The sequence below is a fragment of the Thalassolituus sp. UBA6592 genome (assembly GCF_002433655.1).
In the GTDB taxonomy this organism is placed as follows: Bacteria; Pseudomonadota; Gammaproteobacteria; order Pseudomonadales; family Oceanobacteraceae; genus Venatoribacter.
This window is the reverse complement of sequence record NZ_DJIO01000140.1, coordinates 1-21,921: the sequence shown is the minus strand read 5'-3', so window position 1 is coordinate 21,921 and position 21,921 is coordinate 1. Positions and strand designations below refer to the sequence as shown.

At 51.7% G+C, this 21,921-nt stretch carries 22 protein-coding genes; 13 read left to right on the top strand and 9 right to left on the bottom strand.

The genetic code is table 11. The annotated features are described in order from the left end of the window. The first annotated feature begins 99 nt into the window (after positions 1-99). Both coq7 and B2Z72_RS13925 read left to right on the top strand, forming a co-directional pair. Positions 100-768, top strand: a complete 669-nt coding sequence (gene coq7 / locus B2Z72_RS13930) for a 2-polyprenyl-3-methyl-6-methoxy-1,4-benzoquinone monooxygenase (protein ID WP_296982741.1) — start codon at positions 100-102, stop codon at positions 766-768. 248 nt (positions 769-1,016) lie between these two features. Beyond that, the gene (locus tag B2Z72_RS13925) at positions 1,017-1,301 is read left to right on the top strand and encodes a hypothetical protein (protein WP_296982742.1); all 285 of its coding nucleotides are present in this window, start codon (positions 1,017-1,019) and stop codon (positions 1,299-1,301) included. A gap of 94 nt (positions 1,302-1,395) precedes the next feature. On the opposite strand, the gene ilvN is transcribed toward B2Z72_RS13925, so the two are convergent. Beyond that, the gene (gene ilvN / locus B2Z72_RS13920) at positions 1,396-1,887 is read right to left on the bottom strand and encodes an acetolactate synthase small subunit (RefSeq protein WP_296982743.1); all 492 of its coding nucleotides are present in this window, start codon (positions 1,885-1,887) and stop codon (positions 1,396-1,398) included. A 2-nt stretch (positions 1,888-1,889) separates the two neighbouring features. Further along, entirely contained in the window at positions 1,890-3,614 is a 1,725-nt protein-coding gene (locus tag B2Z72_RS13915; protein WP_296982744.1) for an acetolactate synthase 3 large subunit, read from the bottom strand. 354 nt (positions 3,615-3,968) lie between these two features. Here B2Z72_RS13915 and B2Z72_RS13910 point away from each other — a divergent pair, with 354 nt between their 5' ends. Continuing rightward, entirely contained in the window at positions 3,969-4,430 is a 462-nt protein-coding gene (locus B2Z72_RS13910) for a DUF4124 domain-containing protein (RefSeq protein ID WP_296982745.1), read from the top strand. A gap of 4 nt (positions 4,431-4,434) precedes the next feature. Here B2Z72_RS13910 and pgeF read toward each other — a convergent pair whose 3' ends face one another. Further along, the gene (gene pgeF, locus B2Z72_RS13905) at positions 4,435-5,175 is read right to left on the bottom strand and encodes a peptidoglycan editing factor PgeF (protein ID WP_296982746.1); all 741 of its coding nucleotides are present in this window, start codon (positions 5,173-5,175) and stop codon (positions 4,435-4,437) included. After that, positions 5,168-6,121: a 23S rRNA pseudouridine(1911/1915/1917) synthase RluD gene (gene rluD, locus B2Z72_RS13900; protein ID WP_296982747.1), complete on the bottom strand. Its 954-nt coding sequence runs from the start codon at positions 6,119-6,121 to the stop codon at positions 5,168-5,170. Before rluD ends, pgeF begins: the two co-directional genes overlap by 8 nt. A gap of 120 nt (positions 6,122-6,241) precedes the next feature. Between rluD and B2Z72_RS13895 the strand changes: the two genes are divergently transcribed. Continuing rightward, the gene (locus B2Z72_RS13895) at positions 6,242-7,075 is read left to right on the top strand and encodes an outer membrane protein assembly factor BamD (RefSeq protein WP_296982748.1); all 834 of its coding nucleotides are present in this window, start codon (positions 6,242-6,244) and stop codon (positions 7,073-7,075) included. A gap of 105 nt (positions 7,076-7,180) precedes the next feature. On the opposite strand, the gene B2Z72_RS13890 is transcribed toward B2Z72_RS13895, so the two are convergent. Beyond that, positions 7,181-8,815, bottom strand: coding sequence for an NAD+ synthase (locus B2Z72_RS13890; RefSeq protein ID WP_296982749.1), 1,635 nt, complete (start codon positions 8,813-8,815; stop codon positions 7,181-7,183). A gap of 142 nt (positions 8,816-8,957) precedes the next feature. Between B2Z72_RS13890 and B2Z72_RS13885 the strand changes: the two genes are divergently transcribed. The 9 genes from B2Z72_RS13885 (at position 8,958) to B2Z72_RS13845 (ending at position 18,623) form a co-directional block, all read left to right on the top strand. After that, on the top strand, positions 8,958-10,484 hold the full coding sequence (locus B2Z72_RS13885; RefSeq protein WP_296982750.1) for a sensor histidine kinase: 1,527 nt from the start codon (positions 8,958-8,960) through the stop codon (positions 10,482-10,484). Between the two features lie 15 nt (positions 10,485-10,499). Continuing rightward, positions 10,500-11,864, top strand: coding sequence for a sigma-54-dependent transcriptional regulator (locus B2Z72_RS13880; protein WP_296982751.1), 1,365 nt, complete (start codon positions 10,500-10,502; stop codon positions 11,862-11,864). An 83-nt stretch (positions 11,865-11,947) separates the two neighbouring features. After that, positions 11,948-12,511, top strand: coding sequence for a GspH/FimT family pseudopilin (locus B2Z72_RS13875; RefSeq protein ID WP_296982752.1), 564 nt, complete (start codon positions 11,948-11,950; stop codon positions 12,509-12,511). A gap of 132 nt (positions 12,512-12,643) precedes the next feature. Beyond that, positions 12,644-13,198, top strand: coding sequence for a pilus assembly PilX family protein (locus tag B2Z72_RS13870; RefSeq protein ID WP_296982753.1), 555 nt, complete (start codon positions 12,644-12,646; stop codon positions 13,196-13,198). Positions 13,199-13,250: 52 nt separating this feature from the next. Next, the gene (locus B2Z72_RS13865; protein WP_296982754.1) at positions 13,251-16,337 is read left to right on the top strand and encodes a PilC/PilY family type IV pilus protein; all 3,087 of its coding nucleotides are present in this window, start codon (positions 13,251-13,253) and stop codon (positions 16,335-16,337) included. A gap of 4 nt (positions 16,338-16,341) precedes the next feature. Beyond that, the gene (locus B2Z72_RS13860; protein WP_296982755.1) at positions 16,342-16,821 is read left to right on the top strand and encodes a GspH/FimT family pseudopilin; all 480 of its coding nucleotides are present in this window, start codon (positions 16,342-16,344) and stop codon (positions 16,819-16,821) included. Continuing rightward, a complete protein-coding gene (gene pilV / locus B2Z72_RS13855; RefSeq protein ID WP_296982756.1) occupies positions 16,809-17,378 on the top strand; it encodes a type IV pilus modification protein PilV in 570 nt (189 codons plus the stop codon). The genes B2Z72_RS13860 and pilV overlap by 13 nt, the downstream gene beginning before the upstream one ends. Further along, a complete protein-coding gene (locus B2Z72_RS13850; protein ID WP_296982757.1) occupies positions 17,375-18,211 on the top strand; it encodes a PilW family protein in 837 nt (278 codons plus the stop codon). The genes pilV and B2Z72_RS13850 overlap by 4 nt, the downstream gene beginning before the upstream one ends. Positions 18,212-18,221: 10 nt before the next feature. Beyond that, complete coding sequence (locus B2Z72_RS13845) at positions 18,222-18,623, top strand: type IV pilin protein (RefSeq protein WP_296982758.1); 402 nt, start codon at positions 18,222-18,224, stop codon at positions 18,621-18,623. Here B2Z72_RS13845 and ispH read toward each other — a convergent pair. The 4 genes from ispH to B2Z72_RS13825 all read right to left on the bottom strand — a co-directional run. Next, positions 18,620-19,567, bottom strand: a complete 948-nt coding sequence (ispH, locus tag B2Z72_RS13840) for a 4-hydroxy-3-methylbut-2-enyl diphosphate reductase (protein ID WP_296982759.1) — start codon at positions 19,565-19,567, stop codon at positions 18,620-18,622. The two genes, B2Z72_RS13845 and ispH, sit on opposite strands and share 4 nt — an antisense overlap. Continuing rightward, complete coding sequence (fkpB, locus tag B2Z72_RS13835; RefSeq protein ID WP_296982760.1) at positions 19,557-20,000, bottom strand: FKBP-type peptidyl-prolyl cis-trans isomerase; 444 nt, start codon at positions 19,998-20,000, stop codon at positions 19,557-19,559. The genes ispH and fkpB overlap by 11 nt, the downstream gene beginning before the upstream one ends. A gap of 20 nt (positions 20,001-20,020) precedes the next feature. Further along, positions 20,021-20,515: a signal peptidase II gene (gene lspA / locus B2Z72_RS13830; RefSeq protein WP_296982761.1), complete on the bottom strand. Its 495-nt coding sequence runs from the start codon at positions 20,513-20,515 to the stop codon at positions 20,021-20,023. Next, positions 20,515-21,921, bottom strand: a 1,407-nt coding sequence (locus B2Z72_RS13825; RefSeq protein ID WP_297005086.1) for a class I tRNA ligase family protein, incomplete at its 5' end; no start/stop codon positions are given. The genes B2Z72_RS13825 and lspA, both read right to left, overlap by 1 nt.

The following is a 21,921-nucleotide window of genomic DNA, read 5'->3' as shown; positions in this document are numbered from 1 at the left end:
GTGTTCCGCAGGCAGACACATCCATCGCCACGCGCCTTGATCTGAACAATGCAGAGCCCGGCGATATAGCATAAAATGGAGCAAATTCCGGAGGTTACTATGACTCAACACGCTGCTGCTAAAACACCGGCCCGTCGCTACTCGCTGTTCGACAAGCTGATCCAGAACGCCGATCAGGCGCTGCGTACTCTGGTTCCCGGTGCAGCTCAGGAATACCGCCCTTCCCCTGCCGAAAACCGTGATTATCACGAACTCAGCGAGGCAGAAGCCAAACATGCTGCTGGCCTGATGCGCATTAACCACACAGGCGAAGTCTGCGCACAGGCGCTGTATCAGGGTCAGGCGCTGACGGCAAAGCTACCGGAAGTCCGTGAAGCCATGGAAGAAGCCGCCCGTGAAGAAATCGATCATCTGGTGTGGTGTGAAGACCGGGTAAAAGAGCTGGGCAGCTCCACCAGCCTGCTCAACCCGCTGTTTTATGGCATGTCTTTCGCCATTGGCGCTGCAGCCGGTAAAGTATCGGATCGTGTCAGTCTGGGTTTTGTCGCTGCCACCGAAGACCTGGTGTGCAAACATCTGACCCAGCACATGACCAGCCTGCCGGTGCAGGATGAAAAGAGTAAAGCCGTGCTGCTGCAGATGCTGGAAGACGAGGCAAAACACGCGACCACAGCACTGAGTGCCGGTGGCCATAAGTTTCCATTGCCGGTGAAACTGGCGATGACCGCCGTTTCAAAAGTAATGACCAAGTCGGTTTACCGTATCTGACTCAGCGATTATCCGGCCCCGGTGAACAGGCACGGTTTCTGTTCCCGGGGTGCTGGTGCGGTTGTGAAGAGTGCGGTTGTGCAAGGCGAGGTTGTAGAAGGCGCGGTGATACCAGGCCAGCATACAACTCAGTGCCCTGTTCTGACTCAGAACCTGATTTTATATCCCAACCTGTTTATTAGATTTTTTCGCTGTTAACTCAGCGAAGCGGTAAATCCTCTTTTACGCTGATAGTAAAGGAGGTGACCATGCAGAATCCCCCACCCGAACCGCCAGATCATTCGTCCAACAGACCGCAGAGCAAACCTGCAGTGCTGGATCGCATCCGCCGCTTTTATGGTCTGCCGATAGATTACCCGGAACTGAACTGGACCCGCACGCGGCTTTACCGGCGACGACTGGAGCAGGTGAAAAGCGGCTGGATTATTACCGGGCTGATCATGCTCGCCAGCGGCAGCATTGAATTTATTTTCTTACTCGGAGCCTTTGCCGGTTTTTTATCGCTGGCCTTTCTCGATCCGGAACAGGAATAACTCTGTCGGGCACCATTGGTGCAGTTACCGGCAGCAGAACCCCAGGCACAAAAAAGCCCTCATTAAGAGGGCTTTTTCTTCTGTACCTGTGTAATTACAGGCTCAGAATTTTCTCACCGCGGGAGATACCGGATACGCCTGAACGTACGGTTTCCAGCACACAGCCGGGACCAATCGCTTCAATAAAAGCTTCCAGTTTATCGGTCGCACCGGTTAACTGAATGGTGTACACACTCGGCGATACATCAACGATCTGGCCACGGAAAATATCCGCAGTACGTTTGATTTCCGCACGCTGTGCGCCCACGGCTTTCACTTTGATCAGCATCAGTTCGCGTTCAATGTGAGCACCTTCCGACAGATCAACCAGTTTTACCACTTCAATCAGCTTGTTCAGCTGCTTGGTAATCTGTTCAATCTTACGGTCGTCGCCATGAGTGGTCATGGTCAGACGTGACAGGGTGTTATCTTCCGTTGGCGCAACGGTCAGGGTTTCAATGTTGTAGCCGCGCTGAGCGAACAGACCAACAACCCGTGACAATGCACCCGGTTCGTTTTCCAGCAGAATAGAAATAATGTGTCTCATGATCAGGTACGCTCCGTCTTGCTCAGCCACATATCGCGCATGGAACCGGTTGGAACCTGCATCGGATACACGTGTTCGTGTTCATCAACAGCAACATCCAGGAACACAAGACGGTTGTTATATTTACCAAAGGTATCTTCCAGCGCCTGTGGCAGCTGATCACGCTCGGTCACGCGGATACCCACATGGCCGTAGGCTTCTACCAGCTTAACGAAATCAGGCAGAGACTCCATGTAAGAACTGGAATGACGGCCTTCATAGTTCATGTCCTGCCACTGACGCACCATACCCAGTGAGCCATTGTTCAGACACAGAATTTTTACCGGAATGCCGTACTGCAGACAGGTGGAAAGCTCCTGAATATTCATCTGAATGGAACCTTCACCGGTCACGCACACGACCATCTCGTCCGGGAAATTCATTTTCACGCCCATGGCCGCCGGGAAACCGAAGCCCATGGTGCCCAGACCACCGGAGTTGATCCAGCGGTTTGGCTTGTCGAACTTGTAGTACTGAGCAGCAAACATCTGGTGCTGACCTACGTCAGAAGTAACATATGCGTCGCCTTTGGTGGCTTCCCACATGGCTTCGATCACTTCCTGTGGTTTCATCAGACCGTTGTCGTTTTTCTCATAACGCATCGCATGACGCTGACGCCATTCGTTGATCTGTTTCCACCAGGCTTCCAGTGCTTCCGCATCCGGTTCTTCACCGGATTCGTCCAGCAGTGCAGTCATCTCATCCAGCACATTACCAACCGGACCAACAATCGGCACGTCAGCGACAATGGTTTTGGAAATGGATGACGGATCGATATCAATATGAACGATCTTGGCATCCGGACAGAATTTATCAGTCGCGTTGGTTACACGGTCATCGAAGCGCGCACCAATGGCGATAATCACATCGGCGTGATGCATGGTCATATTGGCTTCATAGCTGCCATGCATACCGAGCATACCGAGGAAGCGCTCACCGGTGCCCGGATAGGCACCCAGACCCATCAGGGTGCTGGTGCATGGCGCATTCAGACGATCAACCAGCTGACGCAGTTTGTCAGAGCTGCCATCCAGAATCACACCACCACCGGAATAAATAATCGGGCGCTTGGCTTTCAGCAGCAACTCAACGGCTTTTTTGATCTGACCGGAGTGACCACGCTGAGGCGGCGTGTAAGAACGCAGCTTCACTTTTTTCGGATAGACATACTCATAGCGCTCATTCGGCATGGTCATGTCTTTCGGAATATCAATAACCACAGGGCCTGGGCGGCCGGTGCTGGCAATATGGAACGCTTTTGCCACCAGCTCAGGAATATCTTCCGGACGGGTAACAGCAAAGCTGTGCTTCACGATCGGACGTGATACACCCAGCATGTCGGTTTCCTGGAAGGCGTCGTCGCCCACCAGATAGCTCATCACCTGACCAGAGATGACGACCATTGGAATCGAATCAGTAAAGGCTGTGGCAATACCGGTAATGGTATTGGTTGCACCCGGGCCTGAGGTCACCATGACCACACCCGGCTTACCTGTCGCACGAGCGTAGCCATCAGCCATGTGAGCAGCAGCTTGCTCGTGACGGACCAATACATGTTTTACGGCACTCTGACGGTACAGAGCATCATAGACGTGCAGCAGGGAGCCACCAGGGTAGCCGTAAATGTATTCAACACCTGATTCATGCAGTGCACGAACCAGCATTTCTCCGCCGGAAAGTAATTCCACCGTACTATCCTCTTTCACATGCCCCACCATTGGAGCTTGGGTATCTAATTTCAAATACGAATTGAGCCAGAAACAACATTAAGGCTCTCTCAGGCTGGATGATTAACTTGTAGTTATTCATCAGAAGCTCGTTGCCTGGTCGAGGACGCCGAGTCTGAACCGGGACGGAGATAACCGTACCCGAAGCTGTCATTGCCAGAGGCGTTACACTGGTGGATGCGTGCCTGCTGACAAAAGCGGCGTAATTCTAGCATTTTCGCGGTTTATGTCCAGTTCAAATGCCTTTTCAATCCTTGACAAATCGCGCGGTTTTTATGAACGTGAGCGAACAATTAATTCCCGGAGAGCCAACGGATGAGACATTTGAAATCCGTCACATATTTACTGCCTTTTGTGCTTGTTTCACTTTATTCAGCAAGTGCTTCCGCAGAAATTTATCGCTGGGTCGATGACAAAGGTCAGACGCATTTCAGCAGTCAGCCACCGGAAGGCAATGCGCAGAAAGCAGAACGTTACAATGTAAACGTGCAACGTCCGGCAGAAAATGTTGAAGGCTACAAATTACCGTCCTGGCAGACGGAAGATGAAGAAAAGCCTGAAGCTGAACCTGAAGCTGAAAAAGAACAGCAGACACAGGCTGATAAAGAAAAGGCAATGAAAAACTGCCAGCGTGCCCGGGACTACAAAGAGCGCGTGACCACCAATTTTTCCCGCCGCTTTAAACAGCCGGATGGTGAAATCCGCCCGCTCACGGATGATGAGCGCCAGCGTGAAATTGAAAAGGCCAATAAACTGATCGAACAGAACTGCAAATAAGCCGTCAGCAGCTGCGCCAGATCAGGCTGACCTGCCGCCCGGTAACCGACGCGCGCCGGTACGAGTAAAAGCGTTCAGCGTCGGAGAAGGTACAGAAGCCGCCACCGGATATTGATTTCACACCGGCCGCCTGCAGCTGTTCAGCGGCGAGCCGGTACAGATCGGCCTGTAAACGGTCGCCCTGCCCGGCGCGGAAACAGGCATCGGACGCCCAGCCGAACGCCTCGCGCACTTCCGGGCCGACTTCGAACGCATCAGGGCCGATAGCCGGACCGAGAAAGACCAGCACATCGTCCGCACTTTCAAACTCAGCCAGTGTATTCAGCAACACGCCCCCCGCCAACCCGCGCCAACCCGCATGGGCGGCAGCAACCTTGCTGCCGTCAGAGGCACAGAACAGCACCGGCAGACAATCCGCGGTCAGCACAGCACAGCCAAGTCCGGGTTGAGACGAGTACTGGGCATCAGCAGTACGGCTGATGCCGTCATCGCTGGCCTCAGCCACATCACTGCCATGCACCTGGTCCAGCCATTGAATATGCTGCAGCCCGCTCAGCGCCGACAGCAGACGACGGCGGTTTTCAGCGACGTGCTGCGTATCGTCACCAACATGAGCACCGAGATTATTGCTGTCATAAGGATGCAGAGAGACGCCGCCGGAGCGGGTACTGACAAACGCAGAAACCCCCTCTGGCAGGGTCCAGTCAGGGACAAATCCGCCCGCAACAACGCCTGAATCAGTCATCCGCATCGGCTTCAAGCGCCGCCAGCAGATCGACGAAATCGTCCGGCAGATCGACTTCCCACTCCATAAATTCGCCACTGACCGGATGCATCAGACCGAGCTTACGGGCATGCAGTGCCTGGCGTTTGAAATTCAGCAGGGTTTCACGCAGATCCGGGCCGATCCCCTTGGTCAGACGGGTACGGGCAGCGTAGGTCGAATCCCCCACCAGCGGGTAGCCGATATGAGCCATATGCACGCGAATCTGATGGGTACGGCCGGTTTCCAGTTTCAGACGGATATAGGTATGGGTAGGAAAACGGTGCAGCACCCGGTAATGCGTGATGGCTTCTTTGCCCATCGGGTTAACCGCCATTTTCGTGCGCTGCGTGCCATGGCGGCCGATCGGCTCGTCCACTTTACCACCACCGGTCATATGGCCCTGCACCACAGCTTCATATTCACGTCCCATGGAGCGGTCCTGCAGCTGCGCCACCAGATTGGTCTGCGCCTGCAGAGTTTTGGCCACCACCATAAGGCCGGTGGTGTCTTTATCGAGACGGTGCACGATGCCGGCACGGGGAATGTTTTCCAGCTGCGGACAATGATGCAGCAATCCGTTGAGCATGGTGCCTTCGTAATTACCGGCCGCCGGATGAACCACCAGGCCGGCCTGCTTGTTCACCACCAGAATGTCGTCATCTTCATAGATGATATCCAGCGGAATATCTTCTGCCTGCCAGTCACCTTCGGCGGTCAGCTCAGCTTCCAGCGTCAGGGTTTCACCGCCAACGAGTTTGTCACGGCCACGTATGGTTTTGCCATTTACCTGCAGCTGGCCATCCTTGATCCACTGTTGCAGGCGTGAACGTGAATACTCAGGGAACAGCTGTGCTGCCACCTGATCGAGACGTTTATTGCCCATCTCATAAGGAACTTCTGCGGTTTGGGATATCTGATTACTCATACGGCTCCGGCTACTGACTATAGGTTTGCGCGTTAAAGCCAACAGCGTTTGGGGCTGTGACAGGTCTGTGCTTTAATACGGCGCTTTATGAAATTATATCGACATTCAGGTACACACTCCATGAACACCCGCTGGCTGCTGGTTATTCTCGCCGTTCTGCTCTCCGCCTGCTCCTCTTCACCGCAAAAACCGGAAGAAAAAAACGAGCAAACCTTCTATCAGGAAGCACGTGACGCCCTGAACGACAAAAACTTTCTGGTCGCCATCGACCGTCTGGAGCAGCTGGAATCCCAGTATCCGTTCGGCAGCTATGCAGAACAGGCGCAGCTGGAACTGATTTATGCTCACTACATGACCTCAGATATGGAAGCCGTGCTGGCCGATACTGAGCGTTTTATCCGCCTGCATCCGCTGCATCCTCAGGTTGATTACGCTTATTACATGCGCGGCCTTGCAACCTACGAAATGAGCTTTGTGACGGTTGAGCGTTATCTGGACAAAGAAACAGCCAAACGTGATCCTACGCCACTGCAGGATGCCTTTGGTCATTTCTCAGAGCTGCTGATCCGCTTCCCCGACAGCCCTTACACCGCCGATGCCCGTGCCCGCATGGTATTTATCCGTGAGCGTCTGGCATCTCATGAAGTGGAAATTGCCCGCTATTACATGAAGCGTCACGCCTATATGGCAGCCGCCAACCGCTGTACCGATGTGCTGCTGCATTATCAGAAAACCGGCGCGGTTGCTGATGCGGTAGCGATTCAGATTGAAGCTTACGAAGCACTGGGCATGCAGCCTGAAGCGGATAAATCTCTGGCGCTGCTGAAACTGAACTATCCCGATCATCCGCAGCTGGTTGACGGCAAATTTGAGAACTCCGGACTGGCCATGGTTGACCGTCGCTCATTCTGGAACATCATCAGCTTTGGTCTGCTGGATTCCGGCGAAGACTGATACCCCTGCTTAACAAAAAAGCCCGCCCTGAGTTACTCAGCGCGGGCTTTTTTGTTTATCCGAGAGCGTCTGATAAACAAAAGTGTTACCTGTCAGTTCTTGCTATCAGATACCTGCCTTCCAGCCGTTGGTCACCGGATAACGACGGTCGCGGCCAAAACCACGCGGAGTAACGCGCACACCAATCGGCGCCTGACGGCGTTTGTATTCGTTGACGTCCACCAGACGGATAACCCGCATCACATCTTCACGCGCAAAGCCTGCCGCGATAATGGCTTCAGCACTCATATCCTGTTCGATATAGCTTTCCAGAATGGTATCCAGAACCGGATACGGCGGCAGGCTGTCTTCATCCACCTGATCCGGCGCCAGCTCGGCTGAAGGCGGACGATCAATCACGCGCTGCGGAATCACCGGCGAAATGGTGTTACGGTATTCCGCCAGCGCGAATACCTTGGTTTTATAGACGTCTTTTAATGCACCATAACCACCGGCCATATCGCCGTACAGAGTGGCATAACCCACGGCCATTTCACTCTTGTTGCCGGTAGTGAGCACCATGTAGCCAGTCTTATTGGACATTGCCATCAGCAGCACGCCACGACAGCGGGACTGCAGGTTTTCTTCTGTGGTATCCACCGACATGCCCTCAAACTCTGGCGCCAGTGCGGCCATAAATTCGCGGTACATAGGTTCAATAGAAATCGAGCGGTAAATCACGCCCATGATTTCTGCCTGCTCGGCGGCGTCTTCTTTACTCATACCAGAGGTATAAGTGAATGGCATCATCACGGCTTTGACCCTGTCGGCTCCCAGAGCATCCACGGCAATGGCCAGGGTCAGCGCTGAATCGATACCACCACTGAGTCCGAGTAGAACGCCTTTAAAGCGGTTCTTATTCACGTAATCACGTACACCAAGAACCAGGGCCTGATACAGACTTTCCAGCGTATCTTCGTGGGCATCAAAGCTGTCGCTGATGGCGGTAAGATCTGAACCATTCCACTCGACGCAGGCAAGGGCTTCTTCATAAGCCGCCATCTGCAGCACTTTTTCACCGCTGGCCGATACCGCAAAAGACGCGCCATCGAATACCAGTTCGTCCTGACCACCAACCTGATTGACATACAACAGCGCAACTTTGTGCCTGCGCGCATGATTCTGCAGGTGTTCGGCACGCTCAGACTGTTTACCCAGATGGAACGGGGAAGCATTCAGGTTAAGAATCAGCTCAGCACCCGCCGCTGCGGCCTGCTCCACCGGCCCTGGATGCCAGACATCCTCACACACGGTCAGCGCAACTTTATGGCCATGCAGCTCTACCACACAAGGCTGACTGCCTGCGGTGAAATAACGCTCTTCATCAAATACCTGATAATTTGGCAGATGCTGTTTGGCGTAATGGGCGATCTGCTTGCCATCGCTCCAGATGCCCGCACAATTATATAACCCACCTTCCGTCCGCCATGGATAGCCGATGGCAATGGCGATTCCCGCAGACGCCTCCGCCACCTGCTGCAAAGCAGCGTCAACCCGCAACTGAAGACTCGGACGCAGCAGCAGATCCTCTGGCGGGTAACCGGTCAGAGCCAGCTCAGAGAAGACGATCAGCTGGTTGCCATCCGCGGCGGCCTTACGCGCCTGGCCAGCGATAATGGCAGCGTTGCCTTCAATATCACCAACGAGAAAATTCTGCTGCGCAAGAGCAATGCGCATCGGACTGTTGTTTGTAGTCGGCATGACGATTTTTAACCGTAAAATTGAGAGAGCGCGATAACTGGTGTGTTATCAACAGCGTGATATAGTTGCGCAGTATTGTCAGGAAAATAGCCGCCGGGCGCAATGTTTGTCGCTCTGAGTCCGACAAAGTCAGGAGTAAATATTGGCCATCCGCTTAAAACCCACTGATCTGGTTGTTCACGGTAACCGGCTGCTGCGCCTGTACAGTTATTATTCGCTGTTTCTCGCCCTGCTGTTACTCATCAGCAACACCCTGGATAAACAGAATGCCATTATCGGCGGAACAGACCCGACAGTATTTCTGATTGGCTGCACAATTTATGTCGTCGCCGCGGCAGCGTTTGCCGTCGTTGCCAACCGACAGCCGGACCCTCAGATAGCCATCAGTTATGTTTTCGCAGAAATCGCTCTGCTGTCTGCACTGATGTTTGCGTCCGGTGGTCTGGCCAGTGGGTTTTCCAGTCTGATTCTTATCCCCGTCGCCATTGCCAACCTGCTTGCCCCGGGGGTGTTAGGTTTTGGTGTCGCTGCGTGGACCACGCTGGCGATTTTTTATACCCAGAATTACTGGATGGAAGGCAAAATGACCCATGATCTGATCAACAGCGGATTATATGGGCTGCTTTGTTTTGTGATTGCCAGCATTACCCAGACACTGTCGAAAAGATTAAAGAGCGCACTCTCCCTCGCTACCGATCAGGAAACACGCCTGCGTCGTTTGCACCATTTCAGCCGTCAGGCATTACTCAATCTGCCAAACGGCATTATTGCCTGTGATAAAAACGACGAAATTCTTTTCTTCAATAATAAAGCCATGGAATGGTTTGACCTTATTGAAGGGGAAAACCTGCCGGATCTGCTGTATGACTCCGGAGAAAACAGCATTATTGAAAGCGGCAGCGACAAACTTTTGCTGAAGCGGGTTCCACTGAATGACTCGGAGCCCGGCGACTATCTGATTTATGTAGAAAATACCGAAATTATTTCTCAGGAAGCGCAACACGTAAAACTGGCTGCTCTTGGTCGTCTGACAGCATCCATTGCCCATGAAATCCGCAACCCGTTAAGTGCCCTGCGCCAGGCTGCCCAGCTGCTTTCCGAAGCACCGGAACTACAGGAAAGCGAGAAACAGCTGACGCAGATTATTGAGCAACAGTGCATGCGCATTAACCGTACCATCGAAGATGTATTGTCGCTGTCACGTCGCAGTCAGTCCACCGCTGAAACACTGCGGCTGTCACCCTGGCTTCAACATTTCGCCAAACAACTGCAACAGATCACCCAAACCGATCACTACAAACTCAGCATTCTCTGTCCAGACGATATTCAGGTGCGTTTTGATCCAGGGCAACTGCAGCAGATTCTGCACAACCTCTGCACCAACGGTCTGCGCTACGCAGTAAAAGCTGCCGGTGAACGCGCACGACTGGCCATGATTGCCACCATTTCTGACGTCAACAGTATTTATCTCGACATTATCGATAATGGTAATGGCGTCGCACCGGAACAAAGGCCGCATTTATTTGAGCCCTTCTACACCACAGAACACAGTGGCACAGGTCTCGGTTTATACCTTTGTCGGGAGCTGTGTGAAGCCAATCATGCGAGAATTCAGTATTATCCCATTCCAAACGGGACCTGCTTCCGTATCATTATGAAGTCTGCTTAAACAATGGATCGCACTATGAGCAAGTACGCCGCACTGATAATTGACGACGAACCCGATATCCGCACGCTGATTGCCATCACTCTGCAGCGTATGGATCTCGATTGCTATCAGGCGGCCAACGTCAGTGAAGCCAAGGCCCTGCTCAATGAGCGCCCTTATCATTTCTGCATCACGGATATGAAATTGCCGGACGGCAACGGGCTGGAACTGATTGAGCAATGCAACGCCCAGCACCCGGATATGCCGGTGGCCATGATTACGGCTTACGGCAATATGGAACTTGCCGTGAACGCACTGAAAGCCGGTGCCTTTGATGTAGTGGCCAAACCGCTGGATACCGAGCGCTTAAGGGAACTGGTCAAAGCCGCCCTGCAGCTGACCCGGGTGCCGGCCAATATCGAAAATATTCCGTCCGCCGATGGTCTTCTCGGTGACTCTGTCGGCATGCACGATCTGAAGCAGCGCATTTATAAAGTCGCCCGCACTCAGGCACCGGTATTTATTCAAGGGGAGCCGGGAACCGGTAAAGAGCTGATCGCCCGCCTGATTCATCATCAGAGTGCCCGTATGGAGCTGCCTTTTATTGCCGTAAACTGCGGCGCCATTGAACGCGACCAGATGGAAAGCGAATTTTTCGGTCAGGTAAAAGGCGGCATGATTCCCGACCGCTCGGACAAACCGGGATTTTTCCGTGCCGCTCACGGTGGCACGCTGTTTCTGGATGAGGTCGCCGAACTACCGCTGGATATGCAGGCGAAGTTACTGCGGGCTATTCAGGAGCAATCCGTAAGGGCCATTGGCTCTGATCAGGAAACACCGGTTAACGTCCGTATTCTCTGCGCCAGTCACAAAGATCTGGCCGCCATGGTCAGTCAGGGAAGCTTCCGTCAGGATCTGTATTTCCGTCTCAATGTGATTCAGATCGATGTACCGCGCCTTGCTGACCGGCGCGAAGATATCCCCATGCTGGTACGCCACTTTATTATCAAATACTCGAAAGAGTGGGATATGCCGGAAATTACTCTCGATGCTGACGCCTATCAGGCAATGCTGGATTATGACTTCCCGGGAAATGTCAGAGAGCTGGAAAATATCCTGCAACGCGCCGTGACCCTGGCCGAAGGTGACAGCATCACACTGGCCGATATTCGCCTGCAGCCATCCTCAGGGGAACCATCTGCTGAATCACGTCCGCAGAGTTCTGCCAGCGAACAGCGTATCGAAACCAACAATCTGGAAGCCTATCTGGAAAACATTGAGCGCTCCGCCATTACCCAGGCACTGGAAGCCACCCGTTGGAATAAAACCGCCGCCGCAGAAAAACTGGGAATCAGCTTCCGCGCCCTGCGTTATCGCTGCAAAAAACTGGGAATCGATTAAATATAGTACCGACGTACTAGTGACTTTTCTCACTAACGCGATAACTATATTCCTCAGGTCAAGGACGACCCTGAGGAGAAACTATGGAACACCTGCGCCGCCATTGCGGTTTTACTCTGCCTGAACTGTTAGTCGTACTGCTCATTATTGGCGGGACAGCCGGTCTCGCGGCTCCCCCTTTTAATGCTTACCTGGAAAAAAATCGCGCACGCCAGGATATTACTGCGATTAAACGTATTATCCGCTCAGCCCGGGAACAAGCCATCTATAGCCAGACCCGCATCACACTGTGCCCGATGACAGCTAATAGTTGTCACAGAGACTGGAACGCGCCACTGGTTATGTTTAATGACGAAAACAACAACCGTATTCTTGATGATAATGAGATGACATATTCCGGTTCTCCTGAAGCCGATCCGTCTGTCATTCGCTCTTACACTGGCAGCGTCATCAGCTTCAACCCGCAGGGCTACTCAGGTGCCAGCACAGGTTCTTTTGGCTACTGCCGCCGCAGCCAAAGCCAGAGCATGCCCTTTTCAGAATCCCTCATCATCTCGCGCCTGGGGCGTATCCGCAAAGGTTCAGACAGCAACAACGATGGTGTCGCCGAAACAGCCGGACGCAAAAACGTTCCCTGTGGAAACTAATCCCCCGGACTGAGAACTGGTTCGCTATAGCCGTCAGTAATCTGCCGATAGTGACCGTTCGTCACCATCCTCTTTCTGTACTTTCCAATAGGATTACAGTTAAGCGTATAAGATTTTCCGGAAGGTATTGAGATGAACAACAATCGGCATAATGACCAGCGTGGCTCTGCACTGATCATCAGTCTGGTCATGCTGACAGCCATCACAGTGGTATCCATGGTAGCCATGCAACGCTCATCTACCCAGATACGGATGATTAACAACCTGCAGCATCAGCACGAAGTGGCTAATGCCGCGCGGGGGACGTTAAGTTATGTCTACGACGTCATGCGTGACGATTCTGCCTTGCAGGGCAAGATCATGTCCCTTTCAGAACGAATGTACAAAAATGCTCTGGATAAAGATGATGTCGACATTCCACACTTCGATCCGTTTACGGAATTCAGCAACGTACTGTCACAACCAAAATTTGATTCCAAAGTTGTGCCTGACTCCGGAATTACGACGTCCGTGAGTGCACTGCCAAAACCATCGGGAAATAATTATTACCTGAAAGCAGTGCCAGGCTGTGGTACTGCCTGCGATGTATTACCGGCAGCAATATCCACGACGGCGGTCAGTAAAAATAACGTGATCACTGTGACTCAGGAAATCGGAGTTCTGCGCCTGATTCCAGGAGGAGCATGATGCACACACCAGTTAAAACCAGAACAGAAACGAGCGACGGGAGTGCCGTCTTATGAAAATTTATTGGTTAACCCTGATAGCCTTCGGCCTCTTCAGTAATAAAGTCGTTTATGCTGATGACACGGAAATTTATCGTAATACGCAAAACCGCGTTAATCCAAATGTTATCTTCCTGATCGATACATCGGGGTCAATGGCGTATAGAGCGTCCGAAAATAAAAAGCCTCACACAGGCGAAGACACCCGTCTGGAAATTGTGCAACGTTCCGCCGTGAACGCCATTTCGCAACTGGATCCTTCACTGCCAATTAACATTGCCGTTATGCGCTTTGATGAGGCCTATGGCAGTTATCAGGGTGGTTCCGTCATGCAACATTTTGTTGCTACCGACTCAGAAAGCGACAAAAACACTCTTATCAATACCATCAATTCTCTGAGTAACGGTAATATTGGTGGCGGTACTCCTATTACCGAAAGCATGTACGAAGCCTATCGATATATGACAGGAAAATCGCCTCATTACGGCGACCCGGAATGGTCAAATTCTAACAATCTGGAAGGTATCAGGGTAACCTATAATTATTGGGATAACGTCTCAAACCAAGTGCATTATGTGAATTATCTGGGCAGCGTTCCACAAAGTATCAGTAATGGCAAATACCGCTCACCAGTAACAGCTACCTGTCAGAAAAATCACATTGTGCTCTTTACCGATGGTGCGGCCTCTTCGGACGTAGACGCGAACAGCCGGGTCAAAAATCTGATAGACCCAATGCAGAATTTGCCGTCGGGTTTATCAAAATCCTGTAGCAATAGCGGTGGTTGTACCGAAGAACTTGCATACTTCCTGCAACAAACCGATCATTTCACGGACAGCGATCTCACGGGTGAAAACGATCCTAATGCGTCTGAAATTGATCAGCCCATTTATGTTCATACTGTGGGTGGATTTTCCGGCATTACATCTACAGAAAAGCAGTACCTCAGTGATATCGCTAAATTTGGTCATCCATTGACCGATGATGAACTTTATTGGGATGCAGATGCAGGAAAGTATTTTTCTAAGCACTATTATTCAGCTAGCGATGAATCAGGCCTCACATCGGCTCTGCTGAAAGTTTTTGGAGGTATCGCCAATACAGCTGGTAACTTCGCCGCTCCGGTTGTCGCGGTGAATGCCTTCAACAGTCTTGAGCATAGAGAAGAGCTCTATTACTCGGTGTTCAAGCCATCGGAAATGCCTGGCTGGTCGGGTAACATCAAGCGTTACAAAATGAATTCCGCTGGCACCATCCTCGATCAGAACTCAGCTGCAGCCATTGACCCGAACACAGGTTTCTTCAAAGATTCCGCGAAAAGTTTCTGGACGATTGGCGATGCTGATGGTTCAGACGTAGAGAGCGGCGGTATGGCGAACAGACTGCCAGCCGGACGCAATGTCTTCACCAACCTGCAAGGCAGCGGCACCATCCGCCAGACCGGCAACCGCATCCACGAAGACAACAATTCAATTACCGCCGCCATGCTGGATGACAGACTGCCGTCCGGTACAACGCTCAGCTCGGCCGATCGTGAAGATGCCCTGCAATGGGCGCGGGGAATTAATCCAAATACAGGCCAGGCACGACGCACACTGGCAGACCCATTACACGGCAACCCTATTCTGGTGACTTACCGCACCGGTACAGATACGCTGGAGGATGTCCTCTATACAGGAACAAATGCTGGCTACATCCATGCGTTTGATACCAATGTAAATTCTCCGGGAGAGCTGTGGGCCTTTATGCCACGTGAATTACTGCCCAATATCGCAGTTTATCAACGCGGCGAAGGCAGCATGCTCAAGGCTTATGGCATTGATGGTCCATTAACCATCCAGCACAACGATAAAAACCAGGACGGTGTGGTTGATTCCGATGATACTGTCTACCTCGTCGCCGGTATGCGCCGTGGTGGAAACAGCTATTTTGCTTTGGATGTATCCGATCGCACTAATCCAAAATTTGTTGCCCAGATTAAAAGTGGCGATACCGGCTTTGAAGAGCTTGGTCAGACCTGGTCGCGTATGATGCCAGCAACCGTTATGTGGCAAGGACAGGAAACTGACGTATTCTTCTTCGGTGGCGGCTATGACCAGGACGAAGACAACGCCACCCAACGTATCACTCACGATGTTGGCAACGCCATTTATATGGTAAAAGCAAATAACGAAGGTTCCGGCAATATGTTCGACCTGCTGTGGAAAGCGAACGGCAGATTTGTCAGCCAGTCAGGATTCTATTCATCTGAGATGACCTCCAGCTTTGCCGGAGATCTGTCTCTGATTGATAACGACGGTAACGGGACTGTCGATACGCTCTATGGTGCCGATGTAGGTGGTCGTATCTGGCGTTTTGATATTAATGAAGAAAATACCAGTAAGACCAACTTCGCCAAAGGCGGTGTTATTGCTGACTTAAATAGCGGGACAGCAGCTGGCAACACCCGCTTTTACACTCAGCCTGATGTGATTTACACAGATTATGGTTATTTCGAATACCCTGATCCGGACGATTCTTCTAACATGCTGAGCCGTAAAATTGGCCGCTATCAGATTACAATTGGATCGGGTTTCCGTGCCGGCCCGTTATCTACTGCGACGAAAGATCATTTATTTGTTATCAATGATTTTAATGTTGATGAAGCACCGTCTTCTTATACAAAACTTTCGATGTCAGATCTGGCTGATTACAGTTCATTTGCATCTGCATCTGCAACCAAACAAATGAATGGTTTTTACGTGACCCTGCAGGATGACGGTGAGAAAATTCTGAGTACCACTCTGACGGTGAACGACGTGATTTATGCTCCGACATTCAGGCCTTCCGATTCCACCATTGAAATCGGTTGCGAGCCTGACTCTGGGCAGGCGAGATTACTGCAAATCAGTCCATACGACGCGCCGGATACAACAGAGCGGATCGTTACTCAGATTGACCTGAACCAGGGCGGTATCGTACCGAAACCGGTACTCGTGTTCCCACCGTCAGATTCTTCCACTGGGCAGTCTTCGACACCGGTGGTAGCAATCGGCACAGAGGTTATTCCGGCCGGGGGCAACTTTACCCAATTCAAACGGACCTATTGGCGGGAAGATTAGTCACGTGAATGTTAAAGCAGTAAAAGGATTCACTCTGACGGAACTGATGATAGTCGTAGGGATTATCGCTGCTGTCGGTGTGTTCGCAGCCCCGATGTTCAGCAGTCTGATCCCAAACCGGATGGCCGACAGGTTGTATCAGGAGATCGAAATCGATCTCCGCTACGCCCGCAGTCAGGCGGTAACGACATCGGCAGTTATTGTGTTTCAGCCGCTGAACAGCTGGCGCGATGGCTGGCGGGTGGTTAACTCCACAACAAATCAGGAGTTACGTGCCCGTGGCCACGACCTGACAGCCGGCACGATCACCAGCGCTAACATCACAACAGCAGCGCCACTGACTTTTGATATTAATGGCAGATCAAACACCGATGCGACCATCGTTGTTAATGTGCCGGGCTGTACCGGAGATAAAGTCAGAACATTAAGCGTCAACCGGATTGGCCAAATTCAGGTAACAGGAGAAGCGGCATGTGCACCTTAAATCGTCAGCGCGGCTTCAACATGATTGAAATTCTGATCACCATTGCTATTACGACCATTGGTCTGTTGGGCATGGCAGCTATGCAACTTAAAGCTAATCAGGCCAGTCAGGATTCGGGCAACAGAACCCAGGCGGTCTGGATTCTTAAAGACCTTGCCGACAGAATGAATGCAAACAGTCTGGGGCTGCAGTTTTACAACACGGGCGGTAACTACGCGTGCGCTGTTCCGGCTAAAATGTGCGCAGCATATTTTGATGGTGATAATCAGGATGCTGAAAACTGTAGTGCTCAGGAAATGGCGCAGTTTGATCTGTGGGAATTGGTGTGCCCAAGGAACTTCACTCTGGATGGCATTAACGTCCGCGAAAAGTCTGCGGATTTTATCAGCAACCCGGTATTAAGCATCAGAACGGATATCGTCAACAACAGAGCAACTTTATCTTTAACATGGGATGTAAGAACCTCAGGTTCTGACGAGAACGGTAACAGGCTCTATATCATTGGCGATGACAATGAGAACCGAACTGAGACACTCACCAGGCAGGTACAGTTATGAATGCCATGCGCCGCCAATCCGGTATGACTATCATCGAACTTATGATAGCTGCAGCATTGGGATTGGTTATCTCCTATTTCGTCATCAATATTATGGTCTCCAGTGCCCGTAATGCTGGTGTATCAGAAGGTTTAGCTCAGGCTCAGGAAACCGGCCGTCTGGTTATGGCGTGGATGACAGAGCAAACATCTGTCGGTGGTTACGATGGAAATTATCTTTCAGGTACCGGCGGTATAGAACCTGTTGCGGAGCTGTGCGCCGGCGGGGCAATGCCGCCTGCCGCCGGAGCTGATTGCACCTTTAATTCAGACAACAATACCAATGGTGGTGATCGCATCGCTATTCGCAGAACCGCCGGAGGACTCAATTCAGGCACACGCGAACAAACCACCTGCACAGCCCAGGCCTTACCTGCGGCTATGGTCAGCAGCGGTGCGGAAATAGTCGATGTCTACTGGGTTTTACCTAATACCGCCGACGCAGACACCACAAATGACTTCCAGTTATGGTGTGTTACCTACGATGCTGGAGGCAATCCGATAGGAGCCGCGCAGTCGATTGCCAACGGCGTTGAAAGCATTCAGCTCCTGCTGGGCATAGGCGATAATGATGGAAGTATCGAGCATTACGAAGAACCATCCGGTTCTACCAATTATGGCCGGGTAGTCTCTGTTCGCATCGCGATTCTGGCACGGGATTTTTCCGGCACAACACTCGACCGCGCGGAACGAACCTATGGCCTGCTGAACTCAACACCCGTAACCTACGATGATCAGGTTGCCCGATATGTTCAGACCGGCACTATCTGGTTCCCGAACAGAAAGAACATCTAATGGACTTATTATGAAAAACGGTTTTACTCTTGTTGAATTACTTGTGACGGTCGCCATTGTTTCTATTCTGGCATTCGTCGCTATGCCATCGTACCGTAACTACACAATGCGGGCAGATCGCACTGATGGTATCGAGGCAATGCAGCAATTACTGGATGCTCAGGAACGTTTTTATGCTGACAATATGGAATATGCCGATGACCTTAAAGATCTCGGCCTGCCAAACAGCACAATGAACAGCAATCGTGGCCTGTATGTAATTTCGGTCGAAAAATGTACCGGCATGGGGTACAGCCAGTGCGTTCAGCTGCGGGCCAAGGCTCAGGGAAATCAGGCCGCAGACGGCGACCTGTTGTTTAACTCAGCAGGGAAACAGGCACGCGTAGTAGGCGGAAGCGAAGTTGACCTTTAGTCAACTTCCTTCATTCTTAACTCTTTCGGCAACGAAAACACCACATTCTCCGGAATGCCATCCAGTTCCTGCGGTGCTTCTCCACCCATAGCGACCAGGGTATCAACCACTTCCTTAACCAGCACTTCCGGCGCGGATGCCCCTGCGGTTATACCAACAGCTTTAACGCCTTCCAGCCATTCCTGCTGGATTTCTGCCGCACTGTCGATCAGATAGGCTTTAGCGCCCATACGTTCGCCCAGTTCGCGCAGACGATTGGAATTGGAGCTGTTCGGTGAGCCGACCACCAATAAAAGATCGCAGTCCGATGCCAGTGTTTTAACCGCATCCTGACGGTTTTGTGTGGCATAGCAGATATCGTCTTTGCGCGGCCCTTCAATGTTCGGGAATTTTTTACGCAGAGCGTCAATAACCCGGGAAGTGTCATCCATCGACAAGGTTGTCTGGGTAACGTAGGAAAGCGTATTCGGATCAGCAACTTCCAGTGCCGCCGCATCTTCTTCATCTTCCACCAGATAAATGCGGCCACCGTTGGCTTCGCTGTACTGGCCCATGGTGCCTTCCACTTCCGGATGACCTTTATGACCAATCAATACGCACTCACTGCCCGACTGACTGAAACGGGTAACTTCCATATGCACTTTGGTGACCAGAGGACAGGTCGCATCAAACACCTGCAAACCACGGTCTTTAGCATTTTTCCGCACAGCCTGTGACACGCCGTGAGCAGAAAAAATAACGATGCAGTTGTCCGGCACTTCATCCAGCTCATCGACAAAGATAGCGCCGCGCTCACGCAGTCCGTTCACCACAAATTTGTTATGCACCACTTCATGACGAACATAAATCGGCGGTTCAAACAAATCCAGCGCGCGATTTACAATATCAATCGCACGATCAACACCAGCACAGAATCCGCGTGGATTCGCCAGCTTAATCTGCATCCTGCACCTCAAGAATCTGCACTTCAAAGGTCAGGGTTTTACCGGCCAGCGGATGATTAAAATCCACTGTTACCCAATTTCCCTCAACACTGTGAATCACGCCGGGTAATTCAGAACCCTGGGCATCAGCAAAAGAAACCATGAGTCCGGGAGCTACCGGCATATCCACGGGAAAGTCACTCAGTTTCATTTCCTGCATGTTCTGCGGGTTAGGCTGACCAAAACCTTTTTCCGGTGGAATGGCGAATTCTTTATGATCGCCAGATACCAGACCAACCAGATATTCTTCAAAGCCCGGCAGCAGATTACCGTCGCCCATAGCGAATTCAGCCGGCGCTTTTTCAAAGGTAGAATCCACCACCTGGCCGTCCGGTAATTTAATCGCAAAGTGCATACTTACTTTGCTACCCTGTTGAATTTCAGCAACGCTCATTATTCTCTCTCTTCAGGCATTCACGCCTGCTTTTTTTCCTGCTTCATTTCCCGCAAAACATCCAGTGCCATCAGCACGGCGCCAACGGTAATGGCGGAATCGGCAATATTAAATGCCGGAAAATAGGATTTGTCCCAGTGCACAGAAATAAAATCCACCACGTGACCGTACACCAGACGATCAAACAGATTACCTATAGCACCGCCAAGAATCAGCGACAGTGCGCTGGGCAAAAGCACCTGACCACGGGGCAGACGCTTCAGCCAGATAATCAGCATCAGGCTCACACCAACAGATATTGCGGTAAAAAACCAACGCTGCCAGCCGCCCTGATCAGCAAGAAAACTGAATGCCGCACCGGGGTTATACAGCAGGGTAAAATCCAGCACAGGCAGAAGGTTCACTGCCTGGCCGTAATTCAGCATATTTTCCGCCAGCTGCTTGGTGGCAAAATCCACCACAAACACAGCCAGCGCTAACCACAACCAGATCAGCGCAGACTTTTTTGCAGCCATCAGCCGAAACGACGGACTTCGCCGTCGCCCTCAACGTTTTCCACACAGCGGCCACACAGAGTCGGATGCTTCTCATCTGCACCAACATCATCTGTGTGGTGCCAGCAGCGTTCGCATTTTTCATGCTCTGATGCTGTTACGGCAACGCGCAGAGAATCCAGCTCAGTAGCATCGCCTGCGTTGTCGTCGAAGTCTTTCACTTCGGCGCCGGAAGTAATCAGGATAAAACGCAGTTCGTTTTCCAGTTTTTCCAGCTGTGCTTTCAGCTCTGGTTTGGCATACAGCACAACATCCGCGCTCAGGCTGGCACCAATGGTTTTGTCGCCACGGGCTTTTTCCAGTGCGCCGTTGACGGCCTCTTTGGCCTTGATGATGTCATCCCAGAACTCGTCATCAAACAGGCTGGCACCGGTTTGTGGGAAATCGGTATACCACTCAGCCAGCATCACAGAGTCTTCTTTGCGATCCGGCAGGTTTTCCCAGATTTCTTCTGCGGTAAAAGACAGCACAGGCGCGATCCAGCGGCCCATGGCTTCCAGCACATGATAAAGCGCGGTCTGGGCACTGCGGCGTGGCAGACCATCGGCTTTGCAGGTGTACTGACGGTCTTTAATGACATCCAGGTAGAAGCCACCCAGCTCGGTCACACAGAAGTTCATCAGGGTTTTTGTCAGGGTTTTAAAGTCATAATCCAGGTAACAGGCGATGACTTTTTCCTGCAGCTTGCGGGTGTAATCCACCATCCAGGCATCCAGTGGCAGCAACTCATCACCGGCGACCATATCCGTTGCCGGATTAAAGCCGTTGATGTTGGCCAACAGGAAGCGACAGGTATTACGTACACGACGGTATGAGTCAGCGGTACGTTTCAGAATTTCATCAGAAACGGTCATTTCACCGCTGTAATCGGTATCTGCTACCCACCAGCGCAGAATATCGCCACCCAGCTGATTGATCACTTTCTGTGGTTCAACCGTGTTGCCCAGTGATTTGGACATTTTGCGGCCTTCGCCATCCACAGTGAAACCGTGAGTCAGCGCCGTTTTATATGGCGCAGTGCCATACGCCGCCACACTGGTCAGCAGGGAACTCTGGAACCAGCCACGATGCTGATCCGAACCTTCCAGGTACATTTCTGCCGGGAATTTCAGTTCGTCACGCTGGCGCAATACCGCTGTGTGAGTCACACCGGAATCGAACCATACGTCCAGCGTATCAATCACTTTAACGTATTGATCGGCTTCGTCGCCCAGCAGTTCAGATGGCTCCAGATCGAACCAGGCATCAATGCCTTTCTCTTCTACTTTTAATGCGACTTTTTCAATCAGTGCAGCAGAATCCGAGTGCAGTTCACTGGTGTCTTTGTGTACGAACAGTGCAATCGGCACACCCCAGGTACGCTGACG

What these genes read in the sequence shown, in the direction of transcription:
- B2Z72_RS13890 (WP_296982749.1), bottom strand. Translation starts at nt 8,815, where the DNA reads ATGCCGACTACAAACAACAGTCCGATGCGCATTGCTCTTGCGCAGCAG.
- ilvN (WP_296982743.1), bottom strand. Translation starts at nt 1,887, where the DNA reads ATGAGACACATTATTTCTATTCTGCTGGAAAACGAACCGGGTGCATTG.
- B2Z72_RS13925 (WP_296982742.1), top strand. Translation starts at nt 1,017, where the DNA reads ATGCAGAATCCCCCACCCGAACCGCCAGATCATTCGTCCAACAGACCG.
- fkpB (WP_296982760.1), bottom strand. Translation starts at nt 20,000, where the DNA reads ATGAGCGTTGCTGAAATTCAACAGGGTAGCAAAGTAAGTATGCACTTT.
- B2Z72_RS13910 (WP_296982745.1), top strand. Translation starts at nt 3,969, where the DNA reads ATGAGACATTTGAAATCCGTCACATATTTACTGCCTTTTGTGCTTGTT.
- pgeF (WP_296982746.1), bottom strand. Translation starts at nt 5,175, where the DNA reads ATGACTGATTCAGGCGTTGTTGCGGGCGGATTTGTCCCTGACTGGACC.
- rluD (WP_296982747.1), bottom strand. Translation starts at nt 6,121, where the DNA reads ATGAGTAATCAGATATCCCAAACCGCAGAAGTTCCTTATGAGATGGGC.
- B2Z72_RS13870 (WP_296982753.1), top strand. Translation starts at nt 12,644, where the DNA reads ATGAACAACAATCGGCATAATGACCAGCGTGGCTCTGCACTGATCATC.
- coq7 (WP_296982741.1), top strand. Translation starts at nt 100, where the DNA reads ATGACTCAACACGCTGCTGCTAAAACACCGGCCCGTCGCTACTCGCTG.
- B2Z72_RS13880 (WP_296982751.1), top strand. Translation starts at nt 10,500, where the DNA reads ATGAGCAAGTACGCCGCACTGATAATTGACGACGAACCCGATATCCGC.
- B2Z72_RS13865 (WP_296982754.1), top strand. Translation starts at nt 13,251, where the DNA reads ATGAAAATTTATTGGTTAACCCTGATAGCCTTCGGCCTCTTCAGTAAT.
- B2Z72_RS13845 (WP_296982758.1), top strand. Translation starts at nt 18,222, where the DNA reads ATGAAAAACGGTTTTACTCTTGTTGAATTACTTGTGACGGTCGCCATT.
- B2Z72_RS13850 (WP_296982757.1), top strand. Translation starts at nt 17,375, where the DNA reads ATGAATGCCATGCGCCGCCAATCCGGTATGACTATCATCGAACTTATG.
- B2Z72_RS13875 (WP_296982752.1), top strand. Translation starts at nt 11,948, where the DNA reads ATGGAACACCTGCGCCGCCATTGCGGTTTTACTCTGCCTGAACTGTTA.
- B2Z72_RS13895 (WP_296982748.1), top strand. Translation starts at nt 6,242, where the DNA reads ATGAACACCCGCTGGCTGCTGGTTATTCTCGCCGTTCTGCTCTCCGCC.
- lspA (WP_296982761.1), bottom strand. Translation starts at nt 20,515, where the DNA reads ATGGCTGCAAAAAAGTCTGCGCTGATCTGGTTGTGGTTAGCGCTGGCT.
- pilV (WP_296982756.1), top strand. Translation starts at nt 16,809, where the DNA reads ATGTGCACCTTAAATCGTCAGCGCGGCTTCAACATGATTGAAATTCTG.
- ispH (WP_296982759.1), bottom strand. Translation starts at nt 19,567, where the DNA reads ATGCAGATTAAGCTGGCGAATCCACGCGGATTCTGTGCTGGTGTTGAT.